12 protein-coding genes, 1 pseudogene and 1 riboswitch are annotated in these 17,411 nt (G+C 72.4%); of the genes and pseudogenes, 2 read left to right on the forward strand and 11 right to left on the reverse strand.

Annotated elements, in window-relative coordinates:
- Positions 1–231: 231 nt before the first annotated feature.
- The 7 genes and pseudogenes from ACZ52R_RS07690 to ACZ52R_RS07720 all read right to left on the reverse strand — a co-directional run bounded on the left by ACZ52R_RS07690 (position 232) and on the right by ACZ52R_RS07720 (position 8,585).
- Complete coding sequence (locus ACZ52R_RS07690) at positions 232–1,599, reverse strand: NAD(P)/FAD-dependent oxidoreductase (RefSeq protein ID WP_360509555.1); 1,368 nt, start codon at positions 1,597–1,599, stop codon at positions 232–234.
- A 428-nt stretch (positions 1,600–2,027) separates the two neighbouring features.
- Positions 2,028–2,963, reverse strand: coding sequence for a Ppx/GppA phosphatase family protein (locus tag ACZ52R_RS07695; RefSeq protein WP_465661423.1), 936 nt, complete (start codon positions 2,961–2,963; stop codon positions 2,028–2,030).
- Between the two features lie 152 nt (positions 2,964–3,115).
- Positions 3,116–3,649 (reverse strand): annotated as a pseudogene (locus tag ACZ52R_RS07700) (DUF501 domain-containing protein); the annotation flags it as partial.
- A complete protein-coding gene (locus ACZ52R_RS07705; RefSeq protein ID WP_465616734.1) occupies positions 3,621–4,103 on the reverse strand; it encodes an FtsB family cell division protein in 483 nt (160 codons plus the stop codon). The pseudogene ACZ52R_RS07700 and the gene ACZ52R_RS07705, both read right to left, overlap by 29 nt.
- A 175-nt stretch (positions 4,104–4,278) precedes the next feature.
- Positions 4,279–5,565, reverse strand: a complete 1,287-nt coding sequence (eno, locus tag ACZ52R_RS07710; RefSeq protein ID WP_360509559.1) for a phosphopyruvate hydratase — start codon at positions 5,563–5,565, stop codon at positions 4,279–4,281.
- A gap of 256 nt (positions 5,566–5,821) precedes the next feature.
- Positions 5,822–6,754 carry a LysM peptidoglycan-binding domain-containing protein gene (locus ACZ52R_RS07715; protein WP_465753079.1) on the reverse strand — a complete coding sequence of 311 codons (933 nt, stop codon included), beginning with the start codon at positions 6,752–6,754 and terminating at the stop codon, positions 5,822–5,824.
- A gap of 5 nt (positions 6,755–6,759) precedes the next feature.
- Positions 6,760–6,927, reverse strand: a riboswitch (cyclic di-AMP (ydaO/yuaA leader).
- Between the two features lie 251 nt (positions 6,928–7,178).
- Positions 7,179–8,585, reverse strand: a complete 1,407-nt coding sequence (locus ACZ52R_RS07720) for a cytochrome P450 family protein (RefSeq protein ID WP_465616730.1) — start codon at positions 8,583–8,585, stop codon at positions 7,179–7,181.
- 266 nt (positions 8,586–8,851) lie between these two features.
- Here ACZ52R_RS07720 and ACZ52R_RS07725 point away from each other — a divergent pair, with 266 nt between their 5' ends.
- Positions 8,852–9,277, forward strand: a complete 426-nt coding sequence (locus ACZ52R_RS07725; protein ID WP_360509565.1) for an SDR family NAD(P)-dependent oxidoreductase — start codon at positions 8,852–8,854, stop codon at positions 9,275–9,277.
- Between the two features lie 4 nt (positions 9,278–9,281).
- Here the strand turns inward: ACZ52R_RS07725 and ACZ52R_RS07730 are convergent, their stop codons facing one another.
- Positions 9,282–10,382, reverse strand: a complete 1,101-nt coding sequence (locus ACZ52R_RS07730) for a nucleoside triphosphate pyrophosphohydrolase (protein ID WP_465616728.1) — start codon at positions 10,380–10,382, stop codon at positions 9,282–9,284.
- Positions 10,383–10,553: 171 nt separating this feature from the next.
- Positions 10,554–11,177 (reverse strand): tetratricopeptide repeat protein, encoded by a 624-nt coding sequence (locus tag ACZ52R_RS07735; protein ID WP_465753081.1) that lies wholly within the window; start codon positions 11,175–11,177, stop codon positions 10,554–10,556.
- On the opposite strand from ACZ52R_RS07735, the gene ACZ52R_RS07740 reads away from it, so the two are divergent.
- Complete coding sequence (locus tag ACZ52R_RS07740; RefSeq protein ID WP_465616724.1) at positions 11,158–11,406, forward strand: hypothetical protein; 249 nt, start codon at positions 11,158–11,160, stop codon at positions 11,404–11,406. The genes ACZ52R_RS07735 and ACZ52R_RS07740 overlap by 20 nt on opposite strands.
- Before the next feature lie 96 nt (positions 11,407–11,502).
- Here ACZ52R_RS07740 and mfd read toward each other — a convergent pair whose 3' ends face one another.
- Both mfd and ACZ52R_RS07750 read right to left on the reverse strand, forming a co-directional pair.
- A complete protein-coding gene (gene mfd, locus ACZ52R_RS07745; protein WP_360509570.1) occupies positions 11,503–15,132 on the reverse strand; it encodes a transcription-repair coupling factor in 3,630 nt (1,209 codons plus the stop codon).
- 585 nt (positions 15,133–15,717) lie between these two features.
- Entirely contained in the window at positions 15,718–17,172 is a 1,455-nt protein-coding gene (locus tag ACZ52R_RS07750; protein ID WP_465753084.1) for a hypothetical protein, read from the reverse strand.
- Positions 17,173–17,411: the final 239 nt, after the last annotated feature.

Here is a 17,411-nt window from a genome sequence, read left to right on the forward strand (position 1 = left end):
CACGAGCGAGGGAGCGCCGACCGTCGGCACCGGATCCCGAGCGCCCCGGAGGCGAGCGGGCGAAACAACAGAGCGAGCCCCTGCCGGAGGTCCGGCAGGGGCTCTTCTACTGCTGTACTCCGCCCGGTCACAGGGCCGGCTGAGCACCACGGAGGTCGTGGTCCGGCGACGCTGCCGGGCGGAGGGCCTCCGACTCATACCCCGGTGCTCCCACACCGGGGTCTCAGTCGCTTACTTGCTCGCGAGTTCCTTGTCGGCGGCCGGCTTGGCGGCCTCGACGGGCTTGGTGGGCGGGGTGACCTCCTGGATCGGAAGCTGCGGCTTCTCCATCTGGGAGAGGCCGACCATCTCGCGCTTCAGGAACATCGCGAGCGTCCAGTCGGTGAAGACGCGGACCTTGCGGTTGAAGGTCGGGACCATCGCACCGTGGTACAGGCGGTGGAACCACCAGGCCGGACGGCCCTTCAGCTTGTACTTGCCGAAGAGGATCGCCACGCCCTTGTGCAGGCCGAGACCGGCGACCGCGCCCAGGTTCTTGTGCTTGTACTCCTTCTGCGGGAAGCCCCGCATGCCGGAGATCACGTTGTCGCCGAGGACGACGGCCTGGCGGCAGGCGTGCTGCGCGTTCGGCGGGCACCAGGCGCCCTCGCCGGAGGCGAGGTCCGGGACCTGGGCGTTGTCGCCGGCGGCCCAGACGTAGTCGAAGCCCTGGACCTGGAGAGTCGGCGCGGTGTCGACGTGGCCGCGCGGGCCCAGCGGCAGGCCGAACTCGGACAGCACCGGGTTCGGCTTCACGCCGGCCGTCCACACGATGGTGGAGGCGTCCATCTCCATGCCGTTCTTCAGCATGACGTGGCCGTCGACGCAGGAGTCCATCGAGGTCTCGATGTAGACCTCGATGTTGCGCTCCTCGAGCTTCTCCTTGGTCCACAGACCGAGGTCCGGGCCCATCTCGGGGAGGATGCGGTTGGCGGCCTCGACCACGACGAAGCGCATGTCGTCGCGGCTGACGGTCCGGTACAGCTTGGACGCGTCGCGCGCCATGTCCTCGATCTCGGCGATCGTCTCGATGCCGGCGAAGCCGCCGCCGATGACGACGAAGGTCAGGGCCTTGCGGCGGACCTCCGCGTCCGAGGTGGACTCGGCCTTGTCGAGCTGGGCCATGACGTGGTTGCGGAGGCCGATGGCCTCCTCGACCGTCTTCATGCCGATGCCGTTCTCCGCCAGACCCGGGATCGGGAAGGTGCGGGAGACCGAGCCGGTCGCGACGACCAGGTACTCGAAGGGCAGCTCGTAGCTGTCGCCGGCCGCGGGCTGGATCGTGGCGACCTTGCGGGCGTGGTCGATGCCGGTGACGGACCCGGTCAGCACCTCCGCCTGCTTGAGGGCGCTGCGCAGCGGCGCGACGAGGTTGCGGGGCGCGACGTTGCCGCCGGCCGCCTCGGGGAGGAAAGGCAGGTACGTCATGTACGACCGCGGGTCCACGACCGTGACGGTCGCTTCGCCGTAGCGCATCTTCTTGAGGATGCGCATCGCGGCATACAGGCCGACGTAACCACCGCCGACAATGAGGATGCGAGGACGCTCCGTGGTGCTCATATCCGAAAGTATCCAGCACCGTCCGGAGCAGCCTTCGTGAGCCCGGTCACAAGCTCATGGACCCCCCGTGCTACACTGCGCGGCCACAAATCCCGCCCAAGCGTGTGTGCTCACACCCCTTCGGGCCCCCTCGCGAACGTGCGCCGGAGCACCACCCTGCTGAGCAGCAACGATCCGTACAGCGCCCGGGTTCCCGCGCATGATTTCGATTTTCAAACCGTGAACGAGCCCTGGCCTGCGATCCAGCGGGCCTCACGCCCGGTAGGCCTTCGGTCCCACAATTCGGACGTAGCGGGCGAGGCGGTGCGCCGAATGACCCGATCGCCATGTGAAGAAATTCACGAACTTTTCCGCACGGGCCCGGGCGCGCCCCGGCCCCGGCTCCCCGCAAGGGGCGCCGGGGCCGGTCGGGTAAGCCCCGCAGCAGGTCAGCGGGCGATACCCCAGGCGATCCCGTCCAGGATGTCGTGCTCGCTCACGACCACCTCGGCGGCACCGGTCCGCTCCATGATCTCCAGCAGCTCCAGCGCCCCGGCCGCGATCACGTCCACCCGGCCCGGGTGCATCGACGGGATGGCCGCGCGCTCGGCGTGGGTCGCGGCCAGCAGCTCGCGGGCGATCCCGGCGACCCGCTCCCGGCTGACCCGCGAATGGTGGATCACCTCCGAGTCGTAGTCCGACAGACCCTGGGCGATCGCGGACACCGTGGTGACCGTCCCGGCCAGGCCCACCAGGGTGGCCGCACCGGTCAGCGGGACGACCTCCTCGGCCTTGTCCAACTCGGCCCGCACGTGCGCCCGGGCCTCCGCGATCTGCTCCGCGGAGGGCAGCTCGGCGCCGCCGAAGTGCCGCTCGGTGAGCCGCACGCAGCCGATGTCCACCGAGCGCGCCGCCTGCACGTCGTCCGTCCCGAGCACGAACTCGGTCGAGCCGCCGCCGAGGTCGAACACCAGGTACGGGGCCGGGAACTGGTCGCCGGTCAGCTCCTTGGTGGCGCCCAGGAAGGAGAGTCGCGCCTCCTCCTCGCCGCTCACCACCTCGGGCTCGACGCCCAGGATGTCGCGCACGCCCTTGACGTACTCGTCGCTGTTCTCGGCGTCCCGGGAGGCGCTGGTGGCGACGAAGCGGACCCGCTCCGGGCCGACGCCGAAGCCCGAGATGATCTCCTGGTACTCCCGGCAGGCCGCGAAGGTGCGGGCCAGCGCGTCCGGGTGCAACCGGCCCGTCTGGTCCACGCCCTGGCCCAGCCGGTTGACCATCATCCGGCGGTCGAGGTCGGTGATCTCACCGGTCTCCGGGTCCAGGTCGGCGACCAGCAGCCGGATCGAGTTGGTGCCGCAGTCGATCGCGGCCACGCGGGTCATGGTCACTGCGACTCCTGCTGCCCCTCGGCGTCCGGCGCGACGTCATCCGCGGCACGCTTCTTGGCGGCGCGCTCGGCGGTCTTCTGCTGCTTGGCGGCGATCACGGCCTCGTGGTCCTGCTCCTTGGCGCGGTTGCGGGCGACCCGCTCACCGGCGGCCTGGACCTCGGCCGGGGAGACGCACGGGCCCTTGGCCCACCAGTCCTCCAGCATGCCGATCGCCTCGTCGCCGAGCGGGTTGACGCCCTCGCCGGCCGCCAGCGAGTGGCCGACCAGCACGTGCAGGCACTTCACCCGGTCCGGCATGCCGCCGGCGCTCGGGAAGCCCTCCAGCACCTCGATCGCGTCCCGCCGGGCGATGTAGTCCTCGTGCGCCTTCTGGTAGGCGGCGGCCAGCTCCGGGTCCTCGGCGAGCCGGGCGCTCTGGTCCTTCATCACGCCGTCCGCCTCCAGGGTGCCGATCAGCGAGGCGGCCTTGGGGCAGGTCAGGTAGTACAGCGTCGGGAACGGCGTGCCGTCCGGCAGGCGGGGGGCCGTCTCCACGACGTCCGGGTTGCCGCAGGGGCAGCGGTGCGCCACGCCGCGCAGGCCGCGCGGCACCCGGCCGAGCTGGGCGGCGATGGCCGCGACGTCGGCGTCGGAGACGGTGGGGTGGTTCTCAGTGGTCATGGGGGGAGGTGTCTCCAACGGAGGACGGTGGGAGCGGAAGGGGGGTGGCGGGGGCGGGTGCGGCGGCGTCGGCGGCGTCGACCGAGTCCCAGATGCTGGTGTACCAGGGCTTGGCGGCCATCGCCTGACCGGCCGCCACACCGGTGGCGGGGGCGCCGGCGGCGGACGAGGAGGGCTTGGCCGAGGCCTGGCCCGCCGGGTCCACCGCGATGTACGGGGTCTCCCCCGGCACCGCGTAGTGCAGCCGGGCGCGCGCCTGCGCCTTGACGAACTCCGGGTCCTGCCAGCGGGCCTTGTCCCGGCGCAGCTGCTCGACCTGCTGGCGCGCGTGGTCGGCCTTCGCCCGCTGGGCGGAGATCTCGGCGCGCTGGGAGATGAACTGCCGCGTCGGGTAGGCGAGGATCGCCACCAGCGAGCAGAGCACCAGGACGAGGACGGTCGCCCGGCTCGTGAACCGAGGCCGGGCCGCCAAGCCCGGGATCCTCCAGCCTGCCATCTCCCGTATCCCCTCCTGGTCGCGACGGTGCCCCGCCGTCCACCCTACGGGGTGAAAGGCGGGGCACCGGTCAGGCTGGCGCTCAGCAGCCCTCGTGCTCACTGGTGTGCGGAGCGACTGCGCTCGTCACTCCGCGGAGCGACTGTGTTTGTTACTCCGCGGAGCGGAAGCGCGGGAAGGCGCCGCGGCCGGCGTACTCGGCGGCGTCGTCGAGGATCTCCTCGATGCGCAGCAGCTGGTTGTACTTGGCGACGCGCTCGGAGCGGGCCGGGGCACCGGTCTTGATCTGACCGCAGTTGGTGGCGACGGCCAGGTCGGCGATGGTGACGTCCTCGGTCTCGCCGGAGCGGTGCGACATCATGCAGCGGTAGCCGTTGCGCTGGGCCAGCTCGACGGCGTCCAGGGTCTCGGTCAGCGAGCCGATCTGGTTCACCTTCACCAGCAGCGCGTTGGCGGTGCCGGTCTCGATGCCCCTGGCCAGGCGGGCCGGGTTGGTGACGAACAGGTCGTCGCCGACCAGCTGGACCTTGTCGCCCAGCTTGACGGTCATGGCCTTCCAGCCGTCCCAGTCCGACTCGTCCAGCGGGTCCTCGATGGAGACCAGCGGGTACGACGCGACCAGGTCGGCGTAGTACTCGATGAGCTCGGTGGAGGTGAGCGCCTTGCCCTCGAACTGGTAGGCGCCGTCCTCGTAGAACTCGGAGGCGGCGACGTCCAGGGCCAGCGCGACGTCACGGCCGGGCACGTAGCCGGCCTTCTGGATGGCCTCGGTGATCAGGTCCAGGGCCTCGCGGTTGCTGTCCAGGTTCGGCGCGAAGCCGCCCTCGTCGCCGAGGCCGGTGGACAGGCCACGCTCCTTCAGCACGCCCTTGAGGGTGTGGTAGACCTCGACGCCCCAGCGGACGGCCTCGGAGAAGGACTCCGCGCCGATCGGAGCGATCATGAACTCCTGGATGTCGACGTTGGAGTCCGCGTGCGAGCCGCCGTTGAGGATGTTCATCATCGGGACCGGCAGGACGTGCGCGTTCGGGCCGCCCAGGTAGCGGAACAGCGGCAGGTCGCTGGCCTCGGAGGCGGCGTGGGCGACGGCCAGCGAGACGCCCAGGATGGCGTTGGCGCCGAGCGAGGACTTGTCCGGGGTGGCGTCCAGGTCCAGCATGGCCTGGTCGATCAGGCGCTGCTCGGTGGCGTCGTAGCCGACCAGCTCCGGGCCGATCTGCTCGATGACGGCCAGGACGGCCTTCTCCACGCCCTTGCCGAAGTAGCGGTTCTTGTCACCGTCGCGCAGCTCCAGCGCCTCGAAGGCGCCGGTGGAGGCACCCGACGGGACAGCGGCACGACCCGTGCTGCCGTCGTCGAGGCCGACCTCGACCTCGACCGTGGGGTTGCCGCGCGAGTCGAGGATCTCACGGGCTACGACGACATCGATGGACGGCACGAGGCATCTCCTTGCGGAAGCAGGTCCGGCTGACGGTGGTGCTGTCAGCAGGACGATTGCGGAGTCGTTACGGACCAGAGCCTAGCCGCCCAGGCTCCCGGGGCCACGTCCGCCTCGGTCTCGTCTCAGCGTGTGGCCCCGCTACCCACCAGTAGTTCACCTGCTTGTCCCAGCTTGTCCCACTGAAGCGGGCGAATGCGGACGAAGGGGGCCGGCGGGCCCAACCCCCTTCGCGCGTCGGCCTTCACGCGTCGGCTCAGCCGAGGTGCAGCACCTGGCCGGGCAGGATCAGGTTCGGGTCGCCGCCGACGGTCCCGTGGTTCTGCTCGTACAGCGCGTGCCAGCCGCCGGACACGCCCTGCGCGGCGGCGATGGTCGACAGGGTGTCACCGTCGCGGACGGTGTAGTCGTGGCCGGACGCCGGAGCGGCCTGCGGCGCGTACTGCTGCTGCGCGGCCTGCGGGGCGTACTGCTGCGCGGCGGCGTGGCCCGCGTACTGCTGCGCGGCGGCGTGGCCCGCGTACTGCTGGTAGACGCTCTGGTGGCTGGTCCAGTACCAGGCGCCGTTGTTCTGGTACCAGTACACCTTCGCGTCCGCGTCCCAACCGCCCTGGCCGGAGAGGCCGTGGGCCTGCGGCTGCGCCTGCTGCTGCGGGGCGGCCTGCTGCACCGGCTTCTGGGCAGGCTTCTGCGCGGCGGGCTTCTGGGCGGCCGGGTTCTGAGCCGGCTTGGCGGCGGGCTTCTGGGCCTGCTGCGCGGGGGCGGACTGCGGCTTGGCGTCCGAGGAGGTGTCGACCGCGGCCGGGGCACCGCCCTTGCTCAGGCCCGCCTTCTTCGAGCAGACCGGCCAGGCGCCCGGGCCCTGCGAGGCGAGCACCTTCTCGGCGACCGAGATCTGCTGCGCCCGGCTGGCCTGGTTGGCCTGCGGCGCGTACGCGGTGCCGCCGTACGCCTTCCAGGTGCCGGAGGTGAACTGCAGGCCGCCGTAGAAGCCGTTGCCGGTGTTGATGCTCCAGTTGCCGCCGCTCTCGCACTGGGCGACGGAGTCCCAGGCGGAGGCCGGTGCGGCGGAGGCGCCGGTGGCGGTGAGGAGCGGCATCGCGAGTCCGACGCCGGCCACACCGGCGACGGCGATGGCCTTCTCGGTCTGGGTACGACGGCGGTGACGACCGGTTCCAACGAACAGCATGAAGAGGTCCCTCTCCGCACGCCTGCGAGGTGAGCTGTCGGGTTCGGACCGGGAGGTGGCCCGGCCGCTGTACGCGGAAACGATTCCGCTCAGGCGGCTTCACCCCAAGCCGTGGGAAACGGCAACAAACCTGGTTCCCCCGCCCCTGCCCAGGGTTCTGGTCGGTTTCCCGTGACGCGGCGGGCAGGATTCGGCGTTCCGCGCACGAGGTCCGCAGCTGCGAACTCCAGGGAGAGTAGACAGATCCTCAGACCAATCACAAGCTCATATCACCGATATCACACAGAAATTACGGCGCGTGCCCGATCGCCTACCAACGGCGCCGCTATGTCCGGATTGATGGGCGTTCACACCTGAACCGGAAGACCCCGGGCGACGTTCCGTCAGCGTGTCGCCCGGCGTTTCGTCATCTTGTGTCAGTTTGTCAGGGGCGCATAAGGGGTGTCGGGGGCGTATGCGGAGGCGTATGCAGGGGCGTATGCGGGGAGCGACTCTCCGGACTGAATTCGACCGGAAGTTCCCGCAGTCCACGCATGATCAGACCGCCGCGCCAGCGCAGATTCTCCGGGCTTTCCGCGAGCCGCAGATCGGGCAGCCGGGAAAGCAGTGTGGCCAGGGCGGCACGCCCTTCCAGGCGGGCCAGCGGGGCGCCGATGCAGTAGTGGATGCCGTGCCCGAACCCCAGGTGGGGATTGTCAGTCCGGGCCAGGTCCAGGGTGTTCTCGTCCGCGAACCGGGCCGGATCGCGGTCCGCGGCGGCCAGCACCACCAGCACCGGGTCACCGACCGGGATGTCCACCCCGCCGATGGTCAGCGGCCGCGTCGCGAACCGCCAGGTCGCCATCTCCACCGGCCCGTCGTAGCGCAGGAGTTCCTCGATCCCCGTCTCCAGCAGCGCGTGCTCCCCGCGCGCCACCGACTCCTGCAGCGACCGGCGCTGCCCCGGATTGCGCAGCAGCGCGTACATCCCGTTGCCGATGAGGTTCACGGTCGTCTCGAAACCGGCGAAGAGGAGGATGAAGGCCATTGCCGCGGCCTCGTTCTCGGTCAGGTGCTCGCCGTGGTCGCTCGCCCGGATCAGACCCGAGATCAGGTCGTCCCCGAGGTCCGCCCGCTTGCGGTGGATCAGCTCCAGCAGGTACGCCCGCATCCGCTTCACCGCTCGCCCCACGCCGCCGCGTTGGCCGCCGCCGTGGCGGATCATCATGCCGGCCCAGTCGCGGAAGTCGTCCTGGTCCTCGGCCGGCACGCCCAGCAGGTCGCAGATCGCGTAGATGGGGAGCGGGAAGGCGAACTCGTGGATGAGGTCCGCCGAACCGCGCTGCGCGAAGCCGTCGATCAGCCGGTCCGTGAGCTGCTGCACCCGCGGCTCGAACTCGGCCACCCGGCGCGGGGTGAACGCCTTCGACACCAGTCGGCGCAGCCGCGTGTGGTCCGGCGGGTCGATGTTCAGCAGGTGCGTCATCAGGTCCGCCTGCCGCTCCCCCGGGATGCCCACCCGGCCGGTGCGGTGCGCCTGCTCGCTGTGGTGCGCCGGGTTCTTCGACAGCCGGCTGTCCGCGAGCGCCTGCCGGGCGTCCGCATACCTGGTCACCAGCCAGGCCTCGACACCGCTCGGCAGCTTGGTGCGGTGCACCGGGGCGTGCTCGCGCAGCCAGGCGTAGGCGGGGTACGGATCGGTGGCGAACTCCCAGGTGAACAGCTGCGGAGCGGCGGCGTCGGGCTGCTCGGGATCGTCGGACGGCGCGGCGGCCGGCTGCGCGGCGGCGGGCTGGGCGGGGTCGTCGGACGGCGCGGCGGCGGGCCGGGCGGAGTCGGGCTGAGCTGGCATGGGTCGACCGTATCCGGTGGGTGCGCGCCCCCCTTCCTCAACGGCTCGCGACCCCCGCGTCAACGGCGTGCGACGGGCGCGCCAACGCTCCGTGGACGACCCGTGGACGGTCCGTGGACAGCTCTTGGAAAGCTCTTGGCCGGACGCCGGGCGTGAGCCTGGTCACCTGAGGGGTAATCCCTGTTGCGGAGGGTCAGGACCTGCCTACGATCCTCCGCAGTACGCGTGGGCGCCGGTGCGGTGTCGCCCACAGGGAGGAGCAGACCATGCGGGTCAGCGGGTCAGTCGTCGTCATCGCGGTACTCGACGGCGGGTCGGGCGCCGGCCTCGCCCGCCGGTTCGCCGCGGCCGGCGCCGCCGGAATGCTGATCGCCGACCAGCACGTCGGCATCGCCGAGGACCTCGCCGCCGAACTCGACCGGCCGGGCTGCCCCGTCGTCGGCGTCTCCGGCGACATCCGCCGCCCCAGCGACGTCGCCGCCCTCGTCGACACCGCGGAGAAGCACCTCGGACCGATCGACCTCTTCGCCGTCGCCGGCCCCGACGGCGAGCGGATCGTCTCCCTCGCCGACCTGCCCGACCACCTCGACCTGGAACGCCTCGCCGAACTCGTCGTCCTCGTCGGCGAGGCCATCGGGGAACTCGTCCCGCCGCAGCGGCGCCCGATGGAGAGCACCGCCACGGCGGCCTGAGCGCCTACTCCCCGTCCGGCTCCCGGTCGGGCTCTCCACCAGGCTCTCCGCCCGGTTCTCCGGCCGGTTCTCCGATGGGTTCTCCACCAGGCTTGAGGCCCTCGGCCGCGCGTACCGCGTCCCGGTAACCGCGCGCGGCCGAGCGCAGCGCCGCGTCCACGTCCACCCCGGCGTCGTGCGCCCGCTGCGCCACCGCGAGCAGCAGTCGGCCCGCCGACTCCGCGGTCAGCTCGGCCGGCAGCTCGTACGGCTCGTCCGGCACGGTGCGGACGCCCGCCCGGCGCACCCGGGACACCAGCTTCGCCGCGTACGCCAGCGCGGGCAGCCCGGCCGGCACACCGTCCAGCACCGACTCGCGGTCCGCCTTCTCCGCGGCCTTCAGCTGCTCCCAGTTCGCCTCCACCTCGGCGGCGCCCTCGGCCTCGACATCCCCGAACACGTGCGGATGCCGGTACATCAGCTTCTCGACGATGTCGCCCGCCACGTCGTCGACGGTGAACGGATCGGTCGGGTGCTCCTCGGCGATCCGGGAATGGAAGAACACCTGGAGCAGCACGTCACCCAGCTCCTCGCGCAGCGTCCCCCGGTCCCCCTCCTCGATCGCCTCGACCAGCTCGTACGCTTCCTCGACCAGGTACTTCACCAGACTCTCGTGCGTCTGCTCGGCGTCCCACGGGCAACCGCCCGGCGAGCGGAGCCGGTCCATCACCGTCACCAGGTCCAGCAGCCGCGCCCCCGGCAGGTCGTACGAGCCCGGCAGCACCTCGATCTCCGGCACCTCACCGGCCCGCTCCACCGCCAGCCGCGCCAGCGCGTCCGTCAGCCCCGGATCCCCGTCCGGGCTGCCCAGCCACACCGTCGCCCCGGCCCCGGCGGGCTGCCCGGTCAGCAGCCGCGCCAGCGCGGGCGCCGACCCGGCCGCCACCACCTCCACCGCCACCCCGGCCTGCCGCACCGCCGCCACCTGCGGATGCCCCTCGTCCGCCACCAGCACCCGCCCCGCCGACCGCAACGCCTCCCACGCCGGCCACGCCAGCAACCCGGGAGCCACCCGGTGGGTCGTGGTCAGCAGAATCAACTTGGCGCCGGGAACATTCGTCGTCACACCTCGAACCTACCCGCCCACCCCCACCCCCGGCGGCCCTCACCCCACCCGCCGCACCACACCCTGCCCCACCACATCCCGGACATCGATGTCCTGCTCCCGAGACCGCCGATCATCCCCCGCACAGGAAGTCGGACCCGCCGACTTCCCACTCCCCCAGCCGGCACCTGGTCAGGGGGTGGCTGGGGGCCAGGGGGCGGGGTGCTGGGGGTGGAGGGTGGAGAGGGACTGGCGGAGGCGGCGGACGGTGGGGTGGTGGGGGCCGTCGCGACGTTCGCGGTCGAGGAGGAGGGGGAGCAGCCACTGCCGGGCGTTCTGGGGGTCGCCGGTGGCGGCGAGGTGGAGGCCGATGCGTTCGCGGAGGTCGTAGGCGCGCTCCAGGTCGCCGTCGAGGCCGGATTCGAGGCGGGCGGTGTGGGCGGTGAGAAGAGCCTGGTACTCGGCGAGGGCGTCGGCGCCGTGGCCGAGGTGTTCGAGGCAGATGGCGGCGCGGTAGCGGTGGTCGAGGCCTTGGGGGCCGTGCGGGCCGCCGTCGGCGGTGGCGGCGAGGCGGCGGTACTCGGGGAGGGCCTGCTGGGGGTGGCCCTCGTGGAGGAGGGTGCGGGCGTAGATGGTGCGGATGGTGCGCACCAGGGGTGCGGCGCCGCCGAGTTCGGCCTCGGCACGGGGCAGCAGGCCGGCCGCGAGGCCGAGGACCTCGGTGTGGCGGCCGGCGTCCACGAGGTCGGAGAGGCGGGCGCACTGGGCACCCAGGTCGGGGAACGACGGCGGCGGAGTGGCGGGGGCGGGCGGCACGACGGATGCGGGCGGGACGGCCGGGACGGGCGTCCGCAGGAAGGGGCGGGGCTCCGAGCGGACCGGTGGCGCGGCCGGGGCAGCGGCGGCGGCCGCGAACATCGCCCCCGGCGAGAACGCTCTCGGCTTCGTCACCTTCGAGGTGCCGAAGGACGCCAAGCTCGACAAGGCCCAGTTCGGCCTCGACAGCGGCTTCGCCCCGCAGACCGGCCAGTGGAAGCTCGGCTGACAGCCCTGTTCACAGCCGTCGCCGCCGAGGCCCGCACACAGAACGGCGGCCCCGGGCCGAGACCCGAGACCGCCGTGAACCATCGCCCGGCAGGCGCTACTTCTTCGCGCCCGCCAGGTCGTCGAACATGGCCGACAGGAACTCGCTGCACCAGCTGAGCAGTTCCCGGCCGACCAGCGGCTTGCCGCCGATCCGCCCGGTGCTCGGTCGCGGCACCAGCAGCTGCTGGGCCGCCGCCTTGACCTGGCTGCGCGGGTAGAGCCGGTTCAGCCGCAGCTGCTGGGACTCCCGCAGCTCCACCGGCCCGAAGCGGACATTGGAGCCCTGCAGGGTGATGTCCGAGATGCCGCACCGGCGGGCGTACAGCCGCAGCGCCGCGACCATCAGCAGGTTCTCCACCGCCTCGGGCAACTTGCCGTAGCGGTCCACCAGTTCGTCCCGGACGTGCGTGATGTCGTCCTCCGAGTTGACCGCCGCGATCGAGCGGTACGCCTGCAGCCGCAGCCGCTCGCCGGGCGCGTAGTCGTGCGGCACGTGCGCGTCGACCGGCAGCTCGATCTTCACCTCCAGCGGCTCCTCCTCCGGTTCCCCGCCGCCCGCCAGCGACTCGCGGAACTCGGCCACCGCCTCGCCGACCATCCGCATGTAGAGGTCGAAGCCGACGCCCGCGATGTGCCCGGACTGCTCGCCGCCGAGCAGGTTGCCGGCGCCGCGGATCTCCAGGTCCTTCATCGCGACGTACATGCCGGCACCCATCTCGGTGTGCTGGGCGATGGTGGCCAGGCGCTCGTGCGCGGTCTCGGTGAGCGGCTTCTCCGGCGGGTACAGCATGTACGCGTAGCCGCGCTCGCGACCGCGTCCGACCCGGCCGCGCAGCTGGTGCAGCTGGGAGAGGCCGAAGGTGTCGCCACGCTCGACGATCAGGGTGTTGGCGTTGGAGATGTCGATGCCGGACTCCACGATCGTGGTCGACACCAGGACGTCGAACTCCTTCTCCCAGAAGTCGACGACGACCTTCTCCAGCTGGGTCTCCCCCATCTGCCCGTGCGCGGTGGCGACCCGCGCCTCGGGCACGAGGTCCTTCAGCCGGGCGGCGGCCTTGTCGATCGACTCCACCCGGTTGTGGATGTAGAACACCTGGCCCTCGCGCAGGAGTTCACGCCGGATCGCGGCCGAGATCTGCTTCTCGTCGTACGGTCCGACGAAGGTCAGCACCGGGTGCCGCTCCTCCGGCGGGGTGGTGATGGTGGACATCTCGCGGATGCCGGTGACCGCCATCTCCAGGGTGCGCGGGATCGGGGTCGCGGACATGGTGAGCACGTCCACGTTGGCCCGCAGCTTCTTCAGCTGTTCCTTGTGCTCGACGCCGAACCGCTGCTCCTCGTCGACGATGACCAGGCCGAGGTCCTTGAACCTGGTCTCGGAGGAGAACAGCCGGTGGGTGCCGATGACGACGTCCACCGAGCCCTCGAACAGCCCTTCCAGGACGGCCTTGGCCTCGCTGTCGGTCTGGAAGCGGGACAGCGCCTTCACCGTCACCGGGAAGTTGGCGTACCGCTCGGCGAAGGTCGAGAAGTGCTGCTGCACCAGCAGCGTGGTCGGCACCAGCACTGCCACCTGCTTGCCGTCCTGCACCGCCTTGAACGCGGCCCGCACCGCGATCTCGGTCTTGCCGTACCCGACGTCGCCGCAGATCAGCCGGTCCATCGGGACGGACTTCTCCATGTCGGACTTGACCTCGGCGATGGTGGTCAGCTGGTCCGGCGTCTCCGCGTACGGGAAGGCGTCCTCCAGCTCGCGCTGCCACGGGGTGTCCGGCCCGAAGGTGTGGCCGGGGGCGGCCATCCGGGCCGAGTACAGCTTGATCAGGTCGGCGGCGATCTCCTTGACCGCCTTCTTGGCCCGCTGCTTGGTCTTCGCCCAGTCCGCGCCGCCGAGCCGGTGCAGTGTCGGGGCCTCGCCGCCGACGTACTTGGTGACCTGGTCGAGCTGGTCGGTCGGCACGAACAGCCGGTCGCCGGGGTGGCCGCGCTTGGCGGGGGCGTACTCCAGCACCAGGTACTCGCGGGTGGCGCCCTGGACGGTGCGCTGCACCATCTCGACGTACTTGCCGACGCCGTGCGCCTCGTGGACGACGTAGTCGCCGGCGGCGAGCGCCAGCGGGTCGATCGCGTTGCGGCGGCGCGAGGGCATCCGGCGCATGTCCTTGGTGGAGGACCGCTGGCCGGACAGGTCGGTCTCGGTGATGACCGTGAGCTTCAGCGCCTCGTCCACGAAGCCGTGCTCGATCGAGCCGCAGGAGACGTGGACGACGTCCCGGGTGGGCGCCTCGGCGAGGTCGGCGACCAGGCGGGCCGGGATGCCCTCGTTGCCCAGCACCTCGGCGAGCCGCGAGGCCGGCCCGTGCCCCTCGGTCACCATGACGACCCGCCAGTCGGCGGCCAGCCGCTCCTTGGCGTCGGCGATCGCCCGGGCCGTGTCACCCCGGTAGGCCTCGACGGCGTGCATTCCGAGGGTCAGGGTGTTGGCGTCGAACTCCAGCACCTCGTTCACCGAGGACTCGCTGGTCGCGAACGGACTGACGGACCACCAGGGCAGCCCGATCTCGGCGGCGTGCTCGCGCACCTCGGCCAGCGAGCGCAGCGAGGCGGCGGAGACGTCGATCGTCTCCAGGTCGATCGGACGGTCCCCGCCCGACGCGGCCGCGACCCAGGAGGCGTGCAGGAACTCCTGACTGGTCGCCACCAGGTCGGCGGCCCGGGTGCGGACCCGCTCGGGGTCGCAGACCACCGCGACCGAGCCGAGCGGCAGCACGTCGACCAGCAGCTCCATGTCGTCCACCAGCACCGGCGCCAGCGACTCCATGCCCTCGACCGCGATGCCCTCGGCGATCTTGTCCAGGATCTCGGCCAGCCCGGGGTGCTGCGCGGACAGCTCGGCGGCCCGCGCCCGCACCTCGTCGGTGAGCAGCAGCTCGCGACAGGGCGGCGCCCACAGGCCGTGCTCGGCGATCTCCAGAGAGCGCTGGTCGGCGACCTTGAAGTACCGGATCTCCTCGACCTCGTCGCCCCAGAACTCCACCCGCAGGGGGTGCTCCTCGGTCGGCGGGAAGACGTCCAGGATGCCGCCGCGGACGGCGAACTCGCCGCGCTTCTCGACCAGTTCGACGCGCGCGTAGGCGGCCGCGGCGAGCCGGCGGGCCACCTCCTCCAAGTCGTGCGACTCTCCGCGCCGGACAGCCACCGGCTCCAGCTCGGCCAGCCCCTTGACCTGCGGCTGCAGCACCGAGCGGACCGGGGCGACGACCACCTGCACCGGCCCGGCCGCCGGATCGTCCGCCCGCGGGTGCAGGATCCGGCGCAGCACGGCCAGCCGTCGGCCGACGGTGTCCGAACGGGGCGACAGCCGCTCGTGCGGCAGCGTCTCCCAGGCCGGGAACTCGGCGACGGCGTCGGGGGGCAGCAGCGAGCGCAGCGAGGCCGCCAGGTCCTCGGCCTCCCGGCCGGTCGCGGTGACGGCGAGCACCGGACGGCCCCGCTCCCCGGCGGCCTGCCCGGCGAGCGCCCGGGCCAGCGCGGCAATGGCGAACGGCCGGGCGGCGGGCGGTCCGACCAGGTCCAGGTGGCGGCGGCCGCCGGCCGCGGCTCCGATGGCGGTGGCCGCCTCGATCGCCTCGGCGAGCGCCGCGTCCCGCGCGACGACATCGAGCAGTCCGGTCAGGCTCATCTGGGGTCTCTTCTTCGTGCCGTGGCTGGAGCTGCCCCCGGGCGGCAAGGCCCCGCCAGGGCAACGCGAACGGCCCGGCGCGCCGAGCGGCCGGGGGTCTCCAGCCTACGCCGCGGCACGGACACGCACGCGGCGTACGGCCCCGGCGGGGCCGGGCGGCAGCGAACCGCCGCCCGCACCCCCTCCACCGGCCCGTCCGCGCCCCGCCCGGGCTCGGGGGGACGACCGGGACACGGCCAGGACGCGACCGGGGACGAACCACTGGACGGAACACCGGGCCGGCCCGTGGACGAACCGACCGGAGGCCGTGCCGAACCGGGCACGGCTATCCGCCACGAACTGGACATACTCCTGTCACTGCCCGTCCATGGAGATCGCGCACCATGGTGAACGTGCCCGCCGCACCCAACCGTGGGGGATGGCTGCGGTGGCACTGTCGCACCACCGATGGGGGTCGGAGGTGCGAGGCCGGGCGACCCTGGGTGGGGGCGCCCGCCCAAGCGCCGGGAACCGTGGCGCCCTTTCCTGGAGGGCGCCACGGGTCTCGGCCTACTCCGTTTCCCGCCCGTCCGCCCGACGCGGCCGTCAACGGCGTCGGTAGCTCACGGTGTTGGGGGTCGCGTAGCCGGCGCCGTCGTCCACGATGATGATCTTCGGGATGATCCGGGTCTCGTCCTCCGGCTCCCGCTCGGCACCGGCACCGGCCTCCGCGGCCCTCCCGCCCGTGCCACCGTCCCGGTCGGCCGCCGCCTCGGGCGGCGAGGCGGGCGGCGAGGCGGGCTTCGGCGGGACCACCACCGGCGTGACCGGGCCGGTCACCACGGCCTCGGCGGACACCTTGGCGGCACCCCCACCGACCACCGGCGGCCGCAGCACCGCCGTCGCCTTCTCCTTCTCCTTCTCCTCCAGCGGAGCCGGAGCCTGCGTCGGAGCCGGAGCCGCCGCCCGCGCCGGGGCGGTGACCTTCGCCGAGGCCTTCCGCAGGTTCGTCACCGGGATCTCCCCGGTGTCCGCCTCCGAGTCCACCGGCGCCGCGTCGGCGACCGCGTCCGTCGGGGCCGGAACCGGGTCCGCCGGAGCCGCAGCCTCAGCCGGGGCCGCGTCCGCAGGACCCGCCTCCGCAGCCGCAGCCGCGCCGGCCGCGACCGCCGCGGACTCGATCTGGCCGACCGCCGACCCGGTGAGCGAGGCCAGCGTGGCCTTGATGTGGTCCAGGTGCTGCTGCACCGTCTCCAGCCGGGTGTCGAACTCGCGCTGCTCGCGCTCGCTCGCCGCGTTGGTCTTCTCGGCCTCCCGACGGGCCTGCTCGATCAGCTGGTCGGCCTTGGCCTGGGCGTCCGTCTCCAGCTGCTTGATCTGGTTCAGCACGGTCTCCCGGTGCTGCTCGGCCTCCTTGACCCGGCGCTCGGCGGTGGCGGAGACCTCGGCCTCCTCGGCGTCGGCCTTGGCCTGGGCCATGGCGAAGGTCTCGTCGGCCTTGCGGCGCCGGGTGGCCAGCTCGGCCTCGGCCTGCTCGCTGGCCTCGGCGGCGGCGACCCGCACCTTGGCGGCGTAGGCGGTGGCGGCGTCCTGGGCGGCCCGGCTCTCCCGGTCGGCGTCGGCCCGGAGGCTCTCGGCCTCGGCGCGGGTGCGCTCGTCGGTGCGGCGGGCGGCCGCGTCGGCCTCGGCACGGGTGGTGGTGGCGTACTCCTTGGCCTCCCGTTCGAGCCTCTGCCCGGCCTCGTAGGCCTCGTCCCGCAGGTCCTCGGCGAAGCGCTCGGCCTTGTCGCGGACGGCGCGCGCCTCGTTGCCGGCCATCACGGCCAAGCCGGCGGCCTGCTCGCTGAGCACCTGGTAGTCGGGTTCCGGGGCGTCCTCGGCGGCCCGGCGGACCTCTTCCAGCCGGGCCTCCATCTGCCGGATCCCGGCTCCCAGGACACTGAGTCGTTCCCAGGCCTCGTCGCGTTGGGCCGTGAGCGCGGCGAGCGTTCGCTCGACCTGCTCGGGCGCGTAGCCGCGCCGGGCCTGGGTGAAGCCGTACTGGGGGACGGCGTCGCTCATGGGCTCTTCCCCTCGTTCGCGGGCTGCGGAGCCCATGATCGGACGGAACGGCCGGATCCGGAACCGGTTCGAAGCCCGGGGCCGGATTCGGTCGTCGTGCGGACCGTAATACGTCGAGGACGGCCGTATAGACCCATCCTCTTGACCTATTTTGCGCAGATCTGGGCGAAACCCCAACGAGGCACAGCCATGACGGCACGCCGGAGGGGCCGTCCCGGACCCCGGAACGACCCCTCCCC

It is taken from the genome of Kitasatospora sp. NPDC034023 (assembly GCF_055575795.1).

Bases quoted from the DNA above. Each gene is read 5' to 3' on its own strand.
- ACZ52R_RS07725 (WP_360509565.1), top strand. From the start codon at position 8,852: ATGCGGGTCAGCGGGTCAGTCGTCGTCATCGCGGTACTCGACGGCGGG.
- ACZ52R_RS07695 (WP_465661423.1), bottom strand. From the start codon at position 2,963: ATGACCCGCGTGGCCGCGATCGACTGCGGCACCAACTCGATCCGGCTG.
- ACZ52R_RS07750 (WP_465753084.1), bottom strand. From the start codon at position 17,172: ATGAGCGACGCCGTCCCCCAGTACGGCTTCACCCAGGCCCGGCGCGGC.
- ACZ52R_RS07690 (WP_360509555.1), bottom strand. From the start codon at position 1,599: ATGAGCACCACGGAGCGTCCTCGCATCCTCATTGTCGGCGGTGGTTAC.
- ACZ52R_RS07715 (WP_465753079.1), bottom strand. From the start codon at position 6,754: ATGCTGTTCGTTGGAACCGGTCGTCACCGCCGTCGTACCCAGACCGAG.
- mfd (WP_360509570.1), bottom strand. From the start codon at position 15,132: ATGAGCCTGACCGGACTGCTCGATGTCGTCGCGCGGGACGCGGCGCTC.
- ACZ52R_RS07720 (WP_465616730.1), bottom strand. From the start codon at position 8,585: ATGCCAGCTCAGCCCGACTCCGCCCGGCCCGCCGCCGCGCCGTCCGAC.